Genomic DNA, 14545 nt, shown 5'->3' with positions numbered 1-14545 from the left:
TGTAATATCATCAAGCTAAACGGGGCGCATGAGCAAAGCTCGTGCGCCCCGTTTTTTGCATTTGCTAACCCGTGCCGCACGCGCCGCGCAGGTCGTAGCCGACGCCGGCCTCGCCGATGTCGGGCTCACCTCCGCGCAATCGGGCGTGCTCTTTCTCATTCCGAACGAGGGCGGAGCGAGCGTGAATGCCGTGAGCGAAGGCCTTGGCCTCGCGCAAAGTGCGGCCTCAGTGCTCGTGCAACGGCTGGAGCAAGCGGGGCTGATCGAGCGCCAAACCGATCTGAACGACCGCCGCGCCGTCTTGCTCACGCTCACAACGCGCGGCCGGACGCTCCGCGCCAAGGCCATCGAACGCGCCCAGCGCATGAATTCCGCCGCCACGCGCGGCTTCAGCAGCGAAGAGCAGGCGGTTGTCGCCCGTTGGCTGCAACACATGATCGATTTGAAGGAGGAAGCCCGTGAGTGACATCCTGGTGAGCCGCGACGGCGCCGTGCTCGAAATCCGCTTCAACCGCCCAGCCAAGAAGAACGCCATCACGAATGCGATGTATGGCGTGATGGCCGATGCGATCACCGAGGCTGAGCAGAGCGACGACATCCGCGCGGTGTTGTTCACGGCCGAAGGCGATTTCTTCTCCGCCGGCAACGATCTTATGGATTTTGCGTCGCAATCGTCGGGCGCGTTTACTGGCCGGCGCGAGGTTGGTCGCTTCCTCGATGTGATGATCAAGGCCAAGAAACCGATCGTGGCGGCGGTGCAAGGCAATGGCGTCGGCGTCGGCACGACGATGCTGTTTCATTGCGATCTGGTTTACATCGCTGAGACCGCGAAGCTCACCACGCCGTTCATTGATCTGGGGCTCGTGCCGGAAAACGCGTCGAGCCTCACCATCGTTGCGCGGCTTGGCTATGTGCGCGCGTTCGCGCTGCTCGGCGCCAATGAGCCGCTGTTCGGTAAGGACGCTGCCGCCTGGGGCGTCGCGAATGCGGCGCTGCCGTCGGCTGAAGTGGAGCCGCGCGCGCGCGCCGCCGCACATGCGCTGGCGAAGAAGCCGGCCGAGGCGCTGAAGCTCACCAAGGGCCTGATGCGCGATCCGGAAACGCTGATCACGCGCATGTTGCACGAGGGCGAGATTTTCGCTGAGCGTTTGAAATCGCCGGAAGCGGTTGCGGCGTTCGCGGCGTTCCTTGGTCGCAAGTGAAGCACCTGCCCTCCTCGCCCTTGCGGGGAGGAGTTGGAGGAGGGGGTGCAAGCGCGACATTCTGAAGAGTCGGCGCCTTCACCCCCACCGCGCCCTGCCCGCAAGGGGGAGGGAGGTTTTCTCGTTAGCGCCGTTGCGCGACCCACGCTTCCACCGCTGGCATACGCTCGGCGATCGTTTGTGCGCGAAGCCTGATTTGCGCCTGCGCCGCAACGACCGTCGGGCGTGCGCCTTCTGGGAAATTGGCGGCGTAGCGCTCGAGTTCGTCCACCATCGCGGGATCGGAACTCACGCCCGCGATGCCGGCCGGAAATTCGAGCCGTTGCAGCGGATCGAGATAGTTCTCGATCGCGGCGCGGTTGGCGACCAGGAAATCCCAGGCCAAGCGCGGATGCGAGCCGGCGACGACCGCGATCACTTGCGTACGAATTTGGCGCGGAATCTCGTCGCCCAATGTCGTCTGCAAGGTGCGGCGGGCGAGCGTTGCGTCCTGCGCCGAAGCCAGTTGGCGCCACAAACGACGCTGCTCGACGAAGTCAGACGCGGCGCGGGCTTGGGCGAGTAGTGAATCATAATCCGCAGCTGTCGCGTTCGCGGCATAGACGCCCAGCACGGCGTTACGAATGCCGGCGGGGATCGCTTCGCCGCTGCGCACGCGTCGGCGCGCTTCGGCGATCACGCTCTCGTCGCCGAGATCGCCAAGCGCTGCGATGAGTGAGGCGCGCAATTGCGAGTCGTTGGAGGTTTCGCCCGCGCGGGCGGTCCAGCCCGTGCGCTCGAAATGGGGGCGCAGCAAGCGCAAGCCGTAAGCCTTGATCGCGGCCTCGCTCGGGCGGCCGTCAGCATAGTCCGCGAGCGCTTGCATCGAGCCGATCGTGTCGATGACGATGATCGGATTGGCGTCGGCCGGGATGACATTGACCAGTTCGAGATAATCGGTGAACGGCGCATCGCCGCTGCGACCGAAGGCCCAGTAATCAAGCAGGAGGCCGAGTTGATCGGAATCTTCGAGGGCGGCGAAGCTGCGGGTGAGGCGCGCGAAATTGGCGCGGTCATAAAGCACGCGGAAGAAGCCGCTTTGGCCGGCGTTCACGAGATAGGGCTGGCAGGTGAACAGCACTTCGGCGCTTGTCGTCGCCGTCGCCGGAAACACGAGGCGCGCTTCATTGCCTTCGACGCGGCGGACGACCATCGGGATTTCCCAACGCTGATCGGTGCGCGCGGATTCATCCATGGCGAAGCGACGTTGCGTGAGCGTGATGCCTGCGCCGCGGCGCGTGATGCAATCGGCGCTCTCTGCCGTGATGAGCGGGAAGCCCGACTGACCGGTGAAGCTGCGCGCGATGTCGAGCACGGGCTGGCCGGACGCCGCTTGCACTGCGGTCCACAAATCCTCGGTGCGAGCGTTGCCGTAAAGGCGGCTGTTCAGATAATTGCGCACGCCCGTGCGGAAATCCTCTTCGCCGACATACGCCTCAAGCATGCGGATGACGGCCAAGCCCTTCTCATAGGTGATGGTGTCGAAGGCGAGGTTCGCCTCATCGAGCGTGTTGACGGTTTGCACGACCGGATGAGTGCCCTGGCGGGCGTCCAGCGCCATGGCGGTGGATGTGCCGTCGATCATTTGCGCCAGCCACGGATTCCAATCCGGGTGCACGGCTTCCGTTGCTTTCGCCGCCATCCACGAGGCGAAGCCTTCGTTGAGCCACAGATCATCCCACCAATTCATGGTGACGAGATTGCCAAACCATTGGTGCGCGATTTCGTGCGCCACAATGCCGAACACGTTCTGCCGCTCGGCTTCCGATGAATTCTCATCGACCAACAGATATTGGTCGAAATAGAGAATGGCGCCCCAATTCTCCATCGCGCCAAAGCCGCCGGCGCCGGGCACGCCGATCATATCGAGCTTCGGCAGCGGGTAACGAATGCCGAAATACTCGGTGAAATAGCGTAGCGATTGTTCGCCCGCGGTGAGCGCTTCTTGTGCGCGATGGGTTTCGCCGCGGCGCACGACCACGCCAAGTTCAACTCCATCGACGTCGCGCGTCACGCGCTCGAAATCGCCGACCGCGAGGAAGAGCAGGTAGCTCGGCATGGAGGGCGTGTCGGCAAAGCGTGTGCGGGTGAGGCCGCCGCGCAGCTGGGCCGTCTCCGCTGCCGGCATGTTGCCGACAACCATTTGATTGGTCGGCGCCGTCACCGTGAGCGAAAATACTGCGCGGCGATTGGGTTGATCCCACATCGGTGCGAACCGGCGCGCATCGCCCGGCTCAAATTGTGTCGCCAGCGCGCGCTTGGTTTGGCCGTCGTCCTGGTATTCGACACGGAAAAGACCGTAGGCTTCGTCTTGGATGACGCCCGTGTAGGTGATCTCAATCGTGTGCCGCCCCGGCCGCAGGGCGCGGCGCGGTGTGAGGCTCAGGGTTTGCGCTTCTTCATTGGTGGAGAAAGCGGCGGTCGCGTTGTCGATACGCACGCGCGACACATCGAGGCCGAGCGCGTTCATGGTGAGAACCTGGGTGGGCTCAGTGACCTCGATCGTGATCCGCGCTTCGCCGGCGAAGGTGGCGGCCTCGGCGTTGGGCGTGATCGCGATCTCGTAGCGCAGCGGGTTCGGCCCGCCCTCGAACCATTGGCGCTCGCTAGTTTGCGCGTCTGCGACAGGCGCGAACAGCAACAGCGCCGCGACGACGGCGAATGAGCGGAATTTCATGGCGAGACGTCCCCAGAATCTAGGCCGTCACTAGGCCCGGCCTCGGTCTCGCAGGGCAATGGGATTTCGGCAAACCGGCGGCCCAGCACGCCGGATCGCGCCCTGTGACCGACGTCACATCGTTATGCCCAAGCGCCTAGTACCTTCAACTCATGGAAGCGACGGGCTTCCGGGAGCAAGACCAATGACCGCCAAGTTCTTCAGCCTGATCATCGCCGCTCTGACGTTCGCGCCGTTCGCCTACGCCACGCTGAACCAAGCCGCGCAAATCGTCGCCTAATCGCAACCGAATTTCAGAGAGCATTCCAATGACCAAGTTTTACGCCCTGATCGCCGCCTGCGCCGTGTTCGCCCCGATGGCGATGGCCACGTTGAACCAAGCCGCCCAGATCGTCGCATAAGCTTCGAACGATTTTTGACTTGGCGGTCAAAAGAAAGGGCGCGGACGCTTGGGCTTCCGCGTCCTTCGCATGTCTGGACCTAGCTGGCCGTGCGCCAGCGCAAAGTCACGCGCAACCCGCCGAGTTCGGGCGCGCGATCTAAGCTTAAGTCAGCACCCGTAGCTTGCGCGAGATCGTTGGCGATGGAGAGGCCGAGCCCGTGGCCGCTCTCATCGAGCCGTTTGCCGCGCTCCAGCACGGCTTCCGCTTGTGACGGATCAAGCCCCGGCCCGTCGTCTTCAATCATCAGCGCGCCGCCATCGTCGCTGACGCGCACGCGGCTGGTGGCGTAGCGCGTGGCGTTCTCCAACAATGGCCCGGTCATTTCCATGAGCACGTCGTCGCTGACGGGCAGCGACGCATCGCTCAGATTGTTTTCGAAGCGGATGCGCTGGCCCGCTTCGGTGCGCTCGATCACTTGCAGCACGCGCGTGATGATCGTGCGCGCATTGCTGCTGGCGCCGCGTGTGGCGGCGGCGCGCGTGCGGGCGAGTTCGCGTTCGACGGCGCGGGTTGCGGCGGCGATCGCGCGGTCGAGGCCGTCAGCTGCGTCAGTCGCGCCGGCTTCGCGGGCGCGGCGGCTTTGCGCGGAAAGGGCGGCGAGCGGTGTCTTGAGTGAGTGTGCGAGGTCGGCGGCGCGATGCTTGGCTTGTTCCAGATCGCGTTCGCGTGTTTCGGCCAACTCGTTGATGGCGTTGGCGAGCGGCGCGGCTTCCGTTGGATAGTCGCGCTCAGAGAGGCGCGCCGAGGCTTGGCTGCGCAATGCGCCAAGCGCTGCGCGCACGTGCTCGAGTGGGCGCAGGCCGAGCTCGACTTGCACCCATGCCGCCGCCGAAAGCACCGCCCAGAGCAGAACAAGGAAGAGGCCAAGCTCGCGCGCAAACGCTTCGCGCGCTGTTTGCACTGTTTGATAGTCGGCGCCGAGCAGCACGGTTAGCGGCGCGCTTTGGGCGTCGAGCCTAATCTCGCGCTCCACATAAACGAGGCGCTGCTCGTACGGGCCTTCCATCTGGCCGTTGGTCCATGCGTCCGCGCGGGGCGGGCCGGGCGTAGCGAGTGTGGCGTCCCACAATGAGCGCGAGCGCAGCAGCACGCCCTCGCCGGAGACTTGCCAATAGAGCCCGCTCGCTGGCGCGCCGAAGCGCGGATCGCTCGGCGGTGAGAGCACGGCGAGCGCGCCTTCGGGATTGGGGCCGAGCGTCGCGATCACTTCAAGCCCACGCGCGGTGAGATCCGCTTCGACCTGGCGCTGCAAATGGCGTTCGAACAGCACGCCCATCGCGGCCCAAGCGACAGCAAGCGCTGCGAACACGGCGAACGCGCCGCCGATCAGCAGACGGACGCGCAGCGAGCGTTGCATCAGGCGCCGCTCAGCACATAGCCAAAGCCGCGGCGCGTCTCGATCACGTCGCGACCGATCTTGCGGCGAATACGTGCGACCAAAGCTTCGATCGCGTTCGCGTCCACCGCGCCGTCGGCGCCGTGCAAATGGTCTGCGAGTTCGCCAGCCGAAACGGTGCGGCCTTGTTGGTGCGCGAGATAATCGAGCAGGCGATATTCAAGCGGCGAGACCTTTTGCGGCACGCCTTCGACCAGCACCGCCATGCGCCGCGTGTCGAGCGCGAGCTTGCCGATGGTGAGCACTGAACTGGCGTGGCCGCCCGCGCGCCGCGTCAACGCCCGCACGCGCGCGACCAATTCGCCGATCTCAAAGGGTTTCGCGAGATAATCGTCAGCGCCGGCTTCGATGCCGTCGACCTTTTCCGTCCACGCGCCGCGCGCAGAGAGGATGAGCACGGGCATAACGCGGTCGGCCGCGCGCCAACGCTTCAAAACCGAGATGCCGTCCAGCACGGGCAAACCCAGATCGAGCACGACGACGGCGAAATCTTCCGTATCGCCGAGGAACCACGCGTTCTCGCCATCGGCGGCGCGTTCGACTAGGTAGCCGGCGCTGGTGAGCGCTCGCGCGACATCGTCGGCGATGTCGTCGTCATCCTCAACCAGAAGCGCGCGCATTAATCCTCGTCTTCGACCTTCAGCACCGCGCCCGAACGCGCGTCGATCTCGACCTCACGGACGCGGCCGTTACGGGCGAGAATCTTGACCTCATAGATCAGCTGATCGCCATCGTGATCAAGTTCGATCTCGATGATTTCGCCAGGCACGGCTTCTTGCGCGATGCTCATAATGCGCGTGAGGGGAAGCGCTTGCCGCATTTCGACAGCGCGTCGCGCGTCGTCGTGGTCGCCGCTGCGTCCACGATCGCCATGCGCGAACGCCGGCGCGGCGAACGCAAGGCCGGCGGCCAGGGCGAGAAGGGCGGGGCGGAGACGCTTCATCATGACAATTTATAAACCAGTGAACCTGACAGCGGCCTGACGGCACGCGGCGCCCTCGTGTCAGCGGGCTTGTGCGAAACGGGATGCAACGTCGCTCCTCCCGCGGCGCAACCCAGAGGGAAAACTCATGCTCAATAACGTTCGCTCACGCATCGCCGCCGCTTCCGCTGCTTTGGTGCTCGTCGGCGCGTTCGCCGTGCCGGCCTATGCGCAATCTAACAATACCCAGCCTGAACTCTCGCTGAGCCAGATCGAAAGCCGCCTGTCAGGTCAGGGCTTCCGCGTTGTCGAAATCGAGCGCGATGACGGCTTGTATGAGGTGAAGGCGTTCGACGCTCAGAACCGCTGTGTGGAACTGCATCTGAACCGCAGCTCTGGCGAAATCGTGCGCAGCGAAAGCGACGACGATTGCCATGGCGACGACCACAATCGTCGCGGCGGCCGCAACCGTTAAGCGAAACACCCGAAAGTGCTTTGGCGATCGCGTGCCTGCCATCGTCATTGCAGCCGCAGCCAATATTTGGTCCGTCGGCTAGGCGCGGGCGCGAGGGGGCCGCACCCCTCGCGCCCAACGCACCTCTAATCCGCTGTTCCCGGTGCGCCGTATCAGGTGCAGAATGGAGATAGCGATGAACGCCTATGTGATCGCAGCGCTTGCGGGATTGCTGTTGCTGGCCGCCTGCGCCACGCGCCCGCCGCTGCCGCGCGAAACTGCGGAAGATACCTTTGTCATCGAGGAAGACCTGGCCGGGCGCACCAGTGCGCGCGGCGAATTCCGCGCCATCAACGGCGTCCGACGCGGGTTCACGGCGCATCTCGATGGGACCTGGGATGGGCGCACTTTCACGTTGGTCGAGGATTTCGAGTTCGATGACGGCCAGCGCGACCGCAAAACCTGGCGGCTCGAACGTGTGGGGCCGGGCGCATATGTCGGCACGCGCGAGGATGTCGTCGGCCAGGCGCGCGGCTACCAAGACGGGCGCGCTTTCCGGCTCGAATACGACGTGCGCTTGACCAATGCGGACGGCACGCCCGGACGTCAGGTTCGTTTTCGCGACGTGATGGTTCTGACGCCGGAAGGCGCGGTTTTGAACCGGGCGAATGTCGGTCTGTGGGGCCTGCGCGTGGCGCAGGTGGAACTCACGATCGCGCGCGAAACGGAGGCTGCGGCGGTGGCGGCGCAGTAATCGGCGCTTCGGAAAAATTGCGGCTGAACGGCTTCTGAATCTCTATTCGTATGCCGTTCAGCCTATGCCGCGCATGCTGATCCCACGTTGTCCTCGGGAGGGATCACATGCTCGCTCAATTCTTTTCCTGGCTCTATTCCGCCTCCAGCCGCTCGTTTCTGATTTGAACGCCGTAAGTGGCGCGCTAGATCGGGTGCATGTTGCTCTTCACGCACCCTTCGATGCTGCGCCACGAACCGCCGCCCGGCCATGCCGAACATGCTGGCCGTCTGCAGGCGGTGCTCGACGCCTTTGAAGGCCTGAGCTTCGACCGTCGCGAAGCGCCGTACGCAACCGTCGACGCGATCACACGCGTGCACCCATCGCGCTATGTCGAAGCGCTGGAGCCTGCATTTGCCGAAACGGAAGGGGCGCGTGTGCGGCTCGATCCCGACACCTATCTCTCCGAAGGCTCGCGTGAGGCCATCTATCGCGCCGCTGGCGCGTGCGCCGCCGCGGTCGATGCGGTGATGGCGGGCGAAGACGAAATGGCGTTCTGCGCCGTGCGTCCGCCGGGGCACCACGCTGAACCAGTTTCGCCGATGGGCTTTTGCATCTTCAACAATGTCGCGATCGGCGCGCTGCATGCACTCGAAGCACATGGGCTCAGTCGCGTCGCTGTCGTCGATTTCGACGTGCACCACGGCAATGGCACGCAAACGGTGGCCGAGGCGGAACCGCGGCTCTTGTTCGCCTCCACGCACCAAGCGCCGCTCTATCCCGGAACCGGCGACGCGCGCGAAACTGGGATCGCGGGCAATGTGATCAACGCACCGCTTCCGGCCGGCGCGGGCAGTGCGCAATGGCGGCAGGCGATGGAGACGCGTGTGCTCCCGGCACTCGACGCTTTCGCACCCGAATTGATCCTGGTTTCAGCGGGTTTTGACGCGCACAAAGCCGACCCGCTCGCGCAGATGGAACTCGACGAGACGGATTTCGCCTGGGCCGCGAGCAACTTGCGCGAACTTTCATTACGCCACTGTCAGGGCAAACTTGTCTCGACTCTGGAGGGCGGGTACGATTTGAGGGCGCTCGCCAGATCGGCCCAGGCCTATGTGACGGCGCTCCAGCACGGCTAGATCCCGCTCACGGGGAGAGGGCGAGCGGTCGCGCGAAGGGTCAGAATGACGACGACCATGGCGCCGGAAGAGACGCTAGATCGCCGTATTAGCGCGCGGATCGGCACAATTGTGATCGCGCGGCATGGTATGCCGCACGTCGATCGCACTGTGCGCATCGATCATCGCGGCTATCGCGACTGGTGGGCCAATTACGATTTGAGCGGCCTGCATCCGGACGAAAAACCACCGGAGAAATTGCTGCGCCTCGCTGAGGCGAGCGACGTGATTTACGCGTCCACGTTGCAGCGTGCGATCCACACCGCGCAAATGGTGGCTGGTGGGCGCGAAATCATCACCGATCCTGTCTTCGTCGAAGCGCCCTTGCCGCCGCCGCCGATCTGGGGGAACCGCAGCCCTGGCGCTTGGGGCGTGTGGGCGCGCGCTGCCTGGATGCTGGGCCGCCACGAGGGCGGTGAAAGCCGCGAGGACGCGGAATTGCGCGCCGAGGCTGCCGTAGCAACGCTTACCGCCCAGGCGCTGCGCGGCCAGAATGTGCTGCTGTGCGCGCACGGCTGGTTCAACCGGATGATGCGTCCCGTTTTGCGCCGCCAAGGCTGGCGCGAGGTCGAGGATTGCGGGGATTATTACTGGTCCCACCGCCGCTACGAAAAGTGAAATGATTGTTTTCGCAGGGCTCGGTACGCATTTGATTGCCGTTCGCCCGCTGGAGCCATATTTTTAGCGCCATGAGCCAAACAGCTGCTGACCCGTCTACGCTATCGTTCGAGGACTCCCTGGCGGAACTCGAAAAAATCGTCGCGCATCTGGAGCGGGGCGATGTGCCGTTGGCGGACTCGATTCGTATTTACAAGCGCGGCGCAGCCTTGAAGGCGCGCTGCGAAGGCCAGCTGAAGGACGCGCAGTTGGAAGTCGATCAAATCGTGATGGGCCCAGACGGCCCACGCACCGAGCCCGCGAAGCTCGGGCAGTAATAGGGAAGGACGAGTAAGGAAAATGGCCGACGATCCGCAAAACAATGCGCGCCTGCCGCTGATCTCGATGGAGGATTTCCTGAAGGTGGATATCCGCCTGGGCACCATCATCGACGTGAAGGTGTTCGAGGAAGCGAAAAAGGCTGCGTATCAGCTGTGGATCGATTTCGGCGATCCGCTCGGCGTGAAGAAATCCAGCGCGCAAGTCGTGCAGAATTATGACCTTGGCGAATTGCTCGGCCGTCGCGTCGCCGCTGTCGTGAATTTCGAGCCGAAGCAGATCGGCAAGTTCATGTCGGAAGTGCTCTGCCTCGGCTTCCCGGATCGCAATGGCAATGTCGTGCTGCTGAACGTCGATCGTCCGGCGCTAAGCGGCGGCCGTCTCTATTAGCGCATTGAGCTGAGCCGCGGTTCGCGCGGTCCGCAATCGTTGCAATCGCTGCCATAGGCGCACAGGCTGTTGAGTGAGCCTGCGCCGCCGTCGTCGCATTCTTTGTCGTTGGCGTAGGCGCAGGTGTTTTGGCATTGGCGCCCGTTGGCATCGAGCTGCGCACGGAATTCTTCTTCGGTGCGGATGCCGCAATCGCCGCAATCACTACCGAGATCGCAGACGGCGTAGAGCGAATTGGCGCCGCCATCATCGCACTCGCCATCGCGCGCGCTGGCGCATGAGTCCGAACAGATCTGGCCGGGGAGCAGCGTCGCCACTGTGGGCGGGCTATCGACTCGCGTCAGTGCAAAGACGCCGTGCGCGGATTCGTAGGGGCGGACGAGCAGCGTGTAGGCGCCAGGCTCAAGCGTGGTCGCAATCCGCGCATTGGCGCCGCTGCCGCCATCGTCGTTTTGCGCGATGGTTTCGCCATCGCGGCGGAGCTCCAGATAAAGATCGCGGCTTGAATGGGTTTCGAACACGACATCGGTGCGTGCGGGCACGCTCACATCGAAGCTTTGGCGCGGGCAGAGGAGGGAAAGCGCGCCGGTGGTGCGTGTGTCGAGCGCTGGCGTTGCGCAGTCGAAGTGCGGCGGCGCGCCGGTGAATTGGATCGCGAGTAGCGCCAATGCGGCGGTGGCCAGAACTTGGAGCCAATATTTTTGCGGCGCGGTCGCCTGTGCGCGGATGGGCGCTGCGTCCTTTTCGGGTGTGCCGCCCGTTAGCATCCGCATCAGGCTTTCGATCGGGCCGCGGCTGAATTTGCGGCGATAGAGATGCGCTGCGATCACCGCGACGGCGCAGAAAGTGAGCGCGTAGGCGAGCACCAAGACCAGATCGAAAGTCTCAATTCCGAAAACGTCACGCGGAATGACGACGCCCAGCAGCGCGTGCGCGACGTAGATGGTCAGCGCCAATTGGCCGGCGTGAATGAGTGCGCGCACGATCAGGTTCGCCGGCAAGCGTGCGACGATGGCTTGGCAGAGCGCGATCATGAAGATCGAGCTGCCGACGGCGCCGGCCACGTAAAGTGGCGAAGGCGCGTGCACGACGCCGAGATAGTTCAGCGTTTGATCTGGCAAAATTTCCGCCACCGTCGCGTACTCCAGGGCGATGGAGAGCAGCGGCGCCAACACTGCGAGCCCGCCGCCCAAAACTATCAGCCGCGCGCGCGTTGCGGCGTCCGTCAGATCATGTCGGCCGGTCCACATGCCCATCAGCAAAAATGCGAACCACGGCAGTACCGGATGAACGCCACCCACGAACGCGTTCTGCAACAGACCAAGCGGCGACCAATAGCTCGCGCTCTCGCCGCCCGGCGGAAAATCGGTCGAGACGCTCAGATCGAGTTCGGGAAACGCTGCGCTGAGCGCCAACGTCGCGACGGCGATCAGGATCGCGAACGTCAGCAACACCCAGCGCGGCGCCGTGATGAAGAGCAGCGCCGCGAGCGCCAGGTAGAACGCGTAATGATGCAGGATGTCGATGCCCCAGCCCAGCGCGAGCAATGTGCTGCCAAGCACCAACAGAAAAAGCGCGCGCAGCAAGAGCGTCTTGCGCACGCGCCAAGGCTTGGCTCCGTCCGCCATCAGCGCAATGCCGGCGCCGGCTAGCGTGACGAACAGAGCGGCCGCGCGGCCAAAGTGAATGTTGGCGATCCACGCCAGCGGCGTGCTGACGGCTTCATCGATTGCGGCGAAGAAGATCGGAAAGTTGATCAGCACCATGCCGAAAATGGCGATGGCGCGCGCCAGGTCGTAGCCGTGCAAACGTGTGCGCGTTGCCGCCGCTTCGCTCATGGAAATCCCCTGGCGAAGCGGTTCAACCGCGCCGAACGATTTGTCTAGCTTTTAGTTGGTCGGGGTTTCCGTGCCGGGCTCCGGCAGCGGCTCGTTGTCGGCCGGCGCTGGCGTCAGAGGCACGGGCGCGCCGCCCGCGTCTGGCGCGGTCGCATTCGGTGGCACGAGATCGGGATCGACGGCCGGTGCGTTCGGATCGGTCGGCGGCAACTCGCCGAGCGGCGCTTCGCCTTCAACCGGCGTCGGCGGCAGCGATTGCAGTTCGGCAATACGGCCGCGTGCCGCGATCGAGTGCTCGCTGTTTGGGAAATCATCGAGGAAGCTTTGCAGCGCTTCGATCGTGCCGGCGGCGCGGGCTTCTTCGTACGCGCTGTTTTCCAGCGCGCGTAGCGCGGCTTGCGCTTCGGTGCGCGCGTCGCCGCTGGCGTTTTCGATGAAGGCGCGCAGCGCGTCTGGATCGTTGCGATCGACTTGCTCCCACGCAGCGCCGCTTTGGCCGCCTTGTTGGGTCATGAAGAAATATGCGCCGCCGCCGAGCACCGCGAGTGCGGCGATGGCGATCACGCCGATCACCAAACCATTGCCGTCCTTTTTCGGTTCGTCATCGCGCGGAATCGGGCGCGGCTCAGGCGCCGGGCGCTGCGCGGCTTGCGGCTGCGAACGCGCTTGTTGCGGCGCGGCTTGTGGCGGGCGTTGTTGCTGCGCTGGGCGCGGCTGTTGTGGCGCGGGCGCAGCGTCGGCGGCGCGGCCGGGTTGGAAGAAACCGGACGCCGGGCGCGGGCCGGGCTCAGGCAAGGGCGCCACGCCAGCTTTGCTCGTCACCAAATGCGCCAGCTCGCGCCAGGCGGGGAAATCGTCTTCGCCGCGCCAGCCGGTGAGGTTCACCATTTGCTCGCCTCGGAATTGCTCGGGCGCTGCAGCACTCTGCATGCCGGCGTGAATGACGTGGCCCATCGAGCGTGCGGCGGTGACCTCATCGATCAGTTCTGCTTGCGTGTTAGAGCGCGGAGACCAGAGCGCGATCGTCACCACCGCGTTGCGAATGGCGTTGCGCAGCTCTTCGCCTTGGCGTTCGATGATCACGTTGAGCTGCGACTGGCGCAGCTTTTCGGCCAGCGCACGCGCCGGCAGCGTGTCGTCCGCGGCGTGAATGACCACAACGCTTGCCATCGAATTCGTACCCCGTTCTTTCCGGCCACAGGCCTAGGCAGGAAACGCGGCCTAATTTGGCCGTCCCGCCCGAAACATCCCAGCTGGGCAATGATGCCCGAGAAAACAGGGTGTTGGGAAGATGGGCCTATGCCCAAATCATTCTCCCGGACGGGGCGCGGCGCATGACGCTTGCGCGCGGCGGGCGCTCTGCTAACGAGCGTGCCCCATGTCTCTATTCGAAACCCGCCTCAAAGAAGCCGCCGAAAGGGTTAACGCTGCGCTGGATGGCTTGCTGCCGCGCGAGCAGGGTTCCGAGGCGCGCCTGATGAGCGCGATGCGTTATTCCGCGCTCGACGGCGGCAAACGCTTGCGTCCGTTCTTCACGCTCGAAGCGGGACGCTTGTTTGATGCGGACGAGACGTATCTGCTGCGCACGGGTGTAGCGCTTGAGTGCGTGCACACGTACTCGCTCATTCACGACGATCTGCCGTGCATGGATGATGACGATCTGCGTCGCGGCCGGCCGACTTTGCACAAGGCGTTCGATGAGGCGACGGCCGTGCTCGCGGGCGATGCGTTGCTGACGTTCGCGTTCGAAGTGCTCGCCGATCCTGCGACGCACTCCGATCCGCAAATGCGCTGCAAGTTGATCGCGGGACTTGCGAAGGCGTCCGGCGCTGTCGGCATGGTGGCGGGGCAAGCCGCGGACATGGCCGGCGAAGACATCGGCTCGGATCTCATCGCGGTGACGCGCATGAACCGATTGAAGACGGGCGCGCTGATCAATTTTGCCGTCGACGCCGGCGCGTTGATCGGTTGCTGCTCGGAAGCGGAGCGCACCGCGCTCAATCGCTACGCGCACGATATCGGCCTTACATTCCAGATGGTGGACGATCTGCTCGACGCCGAAGGCGTGGTGCGCGACACCGGCAAAGCGGTCGGCAAGGACAAGGATCGCGGCAAGGTAAATTTCGTCACCGTGATGGGCGTCGAAGCCACGCGCGAACGCGTCGGCATGTTGGCCGACCAAGCCAAGCGCCACCTCGCCATGTTTGGCCCGCGCGCACGCGTGTTGGTCGAAGCCGTGGACTTCGTGGTTGAGCGGCGCTTTTAGTTGCGTATGGCGCCAGGGTCGGAACGCGGGCCCATTGGCGTTTGCACGGCGCACCTGCGGCGCGTGCGCGC

Annotated in this window: 15 protein-coding genes; 9 read left to right on the top strand and 6 right to left on the bottom strand. The window is 64.4% G+C overall.

Features of this window, described 5'->3' with window-relative positions; all coding sequences use genetic code 11:
* Positions 1–28: 28 nt before the first annotated feature.
* Entirely contained in the window at positions 29–466 is a 438-nt protein-coding gene (locus EPJ54_RS06520) for a MarR family winged helix-turn-helix transcriptional regulator (protein WP_135210836.1), read from the top strand.
* Entirely contained in the window at positions 459–1202 is a 744-nt protein-coding gene (locus tag EPJ54_RS06515) for an enoyl-CoA hydratase-related protein (protein ID WP_135210835.1), read from the top strand. Before EPJ54_RS06520 ends, EPJ54_RS06515 begins: the two co-directional genes overlap by 8 nt.
* A gap of 124 nt (positions 1203–1326) precedes the next feature.
* Here the strand turns inward: EPJ54_RS06515 and EPJ54_RS06510 are convergent, their stop codons facing one another.
* The 4 genes from EPJ54_RS06510 to EPJ54_RS06495 form a co-directional block, all read right to left on the bottom strand.
* Positions 1327–3918, bottom strand: coding sequence for a M1 family metallopeptidase (locus tag EPJ54_RS06510; protein WP_135210834.1), 2592 nt, complete (start codon positions 3916–3918; stop codon positions 1327–1329).
* Between the two features lie 480 nt (positions 3919–4398).
* Entirely contained in the window at positions 4399–5718 is a 1320-nt protein-coding gene (locus EPJ54_RS06505; protein WP_135210833.1) for a sensor histidine kinase, read from the bottom strand.
* Positions 5718–6377, bottom strand: a complete 660-nt coding sequence (locus EPJ54_RS06500) for a response regulator transcription factor (protein ID WP_135210832.1) — start codon at positions 6375–6377, stop codon at positions 5718–5720. The genes EPJ54_RS06505 and EPJ54_RS06500 overlap by 1 nt, the downstream gene beginning before the upstream one ends.
* The gene (locus EPJ54_RS06495) at positions 6377–6703 is read right to left on the bottom strand and encodes a PepSY domain-containing protein (protein WP_135210831.1); all 327 of its coding nucleotides are present in this window, start codon (positions 6701–6703) and stop codon (positions 6377–6379) included. The genes EPJ54_RS06500 and EPJ54_RS06495 overlap by 1 nt, the downstream gene beginning before the upstream one ends.
* Positions 6704–6827: 124 nt before the next feature.
* On the opposite strand from EPJ54_RS06495, the gene EPJ54_RS06490 reads away from it, so the two are divergent.
* The 6 genes from EPJ54_RS06490 (at position 6828) to EPJ54_RS06465 (ending at position 10370) form a co-directional block, all read left to right on the top strand.
* Complete coding sequence (locus EPJ54_RS06490; protein ID WP_135210830.1) at positions 6828–7154, top strand: PepSY domain-containing protein; 327 nt, start codon at positions 6828–6830, stop codon at positions 7152–7154.
* A gap of 175 nt (positions 7155–7329) precedes the next feature.
* Positions 7330–7887 carry a DUF3833 family protein gene (locus tag EPJ54_RS06485; protein ID WP_167755602.1) on the top strand — a complete coding sequence of 186 codons (558 nt, stop codon included), beginning with the start codon at positions 7330–7332 and terminating at the stop codon, positions 7885–7887.
* 197 nt (positions 7888–8084) lie between these two features.
* Positions 8085–9005 carry a histone deacetylase family protein gene (locus EPJ54_RS06480; protein ID WP_135210828.1) on the top strand — a complete coding sequence of 307 codons (921 nt, stop codon included), beginning with the start codon at positions 8085–8087 and terminating at the stop codon, positions 9003–9005.
* Positions 9006–9050: 45 nt separating this feature from the next.
* Complete coding sequence (locus EPJ54_RS06475) at positions 9051–9662, top strand: histidine phosphatase family protein (protein ID WP_239590780.1); 612 nt, start codon at positions 9051–9053, stop codon at positions 9660–9662.
* A gap of 71 nt (positions 9663–9733) precedes the next feature.
* Entirely contained in the window at positions 9734–9979 is a 246-nt protein-coding gene (locus EPJ54_RS06470) for an exodeoxyribonuclease VII small subunit (protein ID WP_135210827.1), read from the top strand.
* Between the two features lie 22 nt (positions 9980–10001).
* Complete coding sequence (locus tag EPJ54_RS06465) at positions 10002–10370, top strand: tRNA-binding protein (RefSeq protein WP_135210826.1); 369 nt, start codon at positions 10002–10004, stop codon at positions 10368–10370.
* Here EPJ54_RS06465 and EPJ54_RS06460 read toward each other — a convergent pair.
* Together EPJ54_RS06460 and EPJ54_RS06455 are read right to left on the bottom strand one after the other, a co-directional pair.
* The gene (locus tag EPJ54_RS06460; protein ID WP_135210825.1) at positions 10367–12208 is read right to left on the bottom strand and encodes a DUF418 domain-containing protein; all 1842 of its coding nucleotides are present in this window, start codon (positions 12206–12208) and stop codon (positions 10367–10369) included. The two genes, EPJ54_RS06465 and EPJ54_RS06460, sit on opposite strands and share 4 nt — an antisense overlap.
* Positions 12209–12259: 51 nt before the next feature.
* The gene (locus EPJ54_RS06455) at positions 12260–13378 is read right to left on the bottom strand and encodes a TIR domain-containing protein (RefSeq protein WP_135210824.1); all 1119 of its coding nucleotides are present in this window, start codon (positions 13376–13378) and stop codon (positions 12260–12262) included.
* 208 nt (positions 13379–13586) lie between these two features.
* Between EPJ54_RS06455 and EPJ54_RS06450 the strand changes: the two genes are divergently transcribed.
* Positions 13587–14474, top strand: coding sequence for a polyprenyl synthetase family protein (locus EPJ54_RS06450; RefSeq protein ID WP_135210823.1), 888 nt, complete (start codon positions 13587–13589; stop codon positions 14472–14474).
* Positions 14475–14545 lie beyond the last annotated feature (71 nt).

Origin of the sequence: Vitreimonas flagellata (assembly GCF_004634425.1) — a bacterium.
In the GTDB taxonomy this organism is placed as follows: domain Bacteria; phylum Pseudomonadota; class Alphaproteobacteria; order Caulobacterales; family Aquidulcibacteraceae; genus Vitreimonas; species Vitreimonas flagellata.
The sequence above is the reverse complement of the archived record's forward strand: the minus strand, read 5'-3'. Positions and strand labels throughout refer to the sequence as shown.

Excerpts from the sequence above, each read along its gene's own strand:
- EPJ54_RS06485 (WP_167755602.1), top strand. The coding sequence starts at position 7,330 with ATGAACGCCTATGTGATCGCAGCGCTTGCGGGATTGCTGTTGCTGGCC.
- EPJ54_RS06495 (WP_135210831.1), bottom strand. The coding sequence starts at position 6,703 with ATGATGAAGCGTCTCCGCCCCGCCCTTCTCGCCCTGGCCGCCGGCCTT.
- EPJ54_RS06490 (WP_135210830.1), top strand. The coding sequence starts at position 6,828 with ATGCTCAATAACGTTCGCTCACGCATCGCCGCCGCTTCCGCTGCTTTG.
- EPJ54_RS06520 (WP_135210836.1), top strand. The coding sequence starts at position 29 with ATGAGCAAAGCTCGTGCGCCCCGTTTTTTGCATTTGCTAACCCGTGCC.
- EPJ54_RS06500 (WP_135210832.1), bottom strand. The coding sequence starts at position 6,377 with ATGCGCGCGCTTCTGGTTGAGGATGACGACGACATCGCCGACGATGTC.
- EPJ54_RS06470 (WP_135210827.1), top strand. The coding sequence starts at position 9,734 with ATGAGCCAAACAGCTGCTGACCCGTCTACGCTATCGTTCGAGGACTCC.
- EPJ54_RS06510 (WP_135210834.1), bottom strand. The coding sequence starts at position 3,918 with ATGAAATTCCGCTCATTCGCCGTCGTCGCGGCGCTGTTGCTGTTCGCG.
- EPJ54_RS06480 (WP_135210828.1), top strand. The coding sequence starts at position 8,085 with ATGTTGCTCTTCACGCACCCTTCGATGCTGCGCCACGAACCGCCGCCC.
- EPJ54_RS06475 (WP_239590780.1), top strand. The coding sequence starts at position 9,051 with ATGACGACGACCATGGCGCCGGAAGAGACGCTAGATCGCCGTATTAGC.
- EPJ54_RS06505 (WP_135210833.1), bottom strand. The coding sequence starts at position 5,718 with ATGCAACGCTCGCTGCGCGTCCGTCTGCTGATCGGCGGCGCGTTCGCC.
- EPJ54_RS06455 (WP_135210824.1), bottom strand. The coding sequence starts at position 13,378 with ATGGCAAGCGTTGTGGTCATTCACGCCGCGGACGACACGCTGCCGGCG.
- EPJ54_RS06460 (WP_135210825.1), bottom strand. The coding sequence starts at position 12,208 with ATGAGCGAAGCGGCGGCAACGCGCACACGTTTGCACGGCTACGACCTG.
- EPJ54_RS06465 (WP_135210826.1), top strand. The coding sequence starts at position 10,002 with ATGGCCGACGATCCGCAAAACAATGCGCGCCTGCCGCTGATCTCGATG.
- EPJ54_RS06450 (WP_135210823.1), top strand. The coding sequence starts at position 13,587 with ATGTCTCTATTCGAAACCCGCCTCAAAGAAGCCGCCGAAAGGGTTAAC.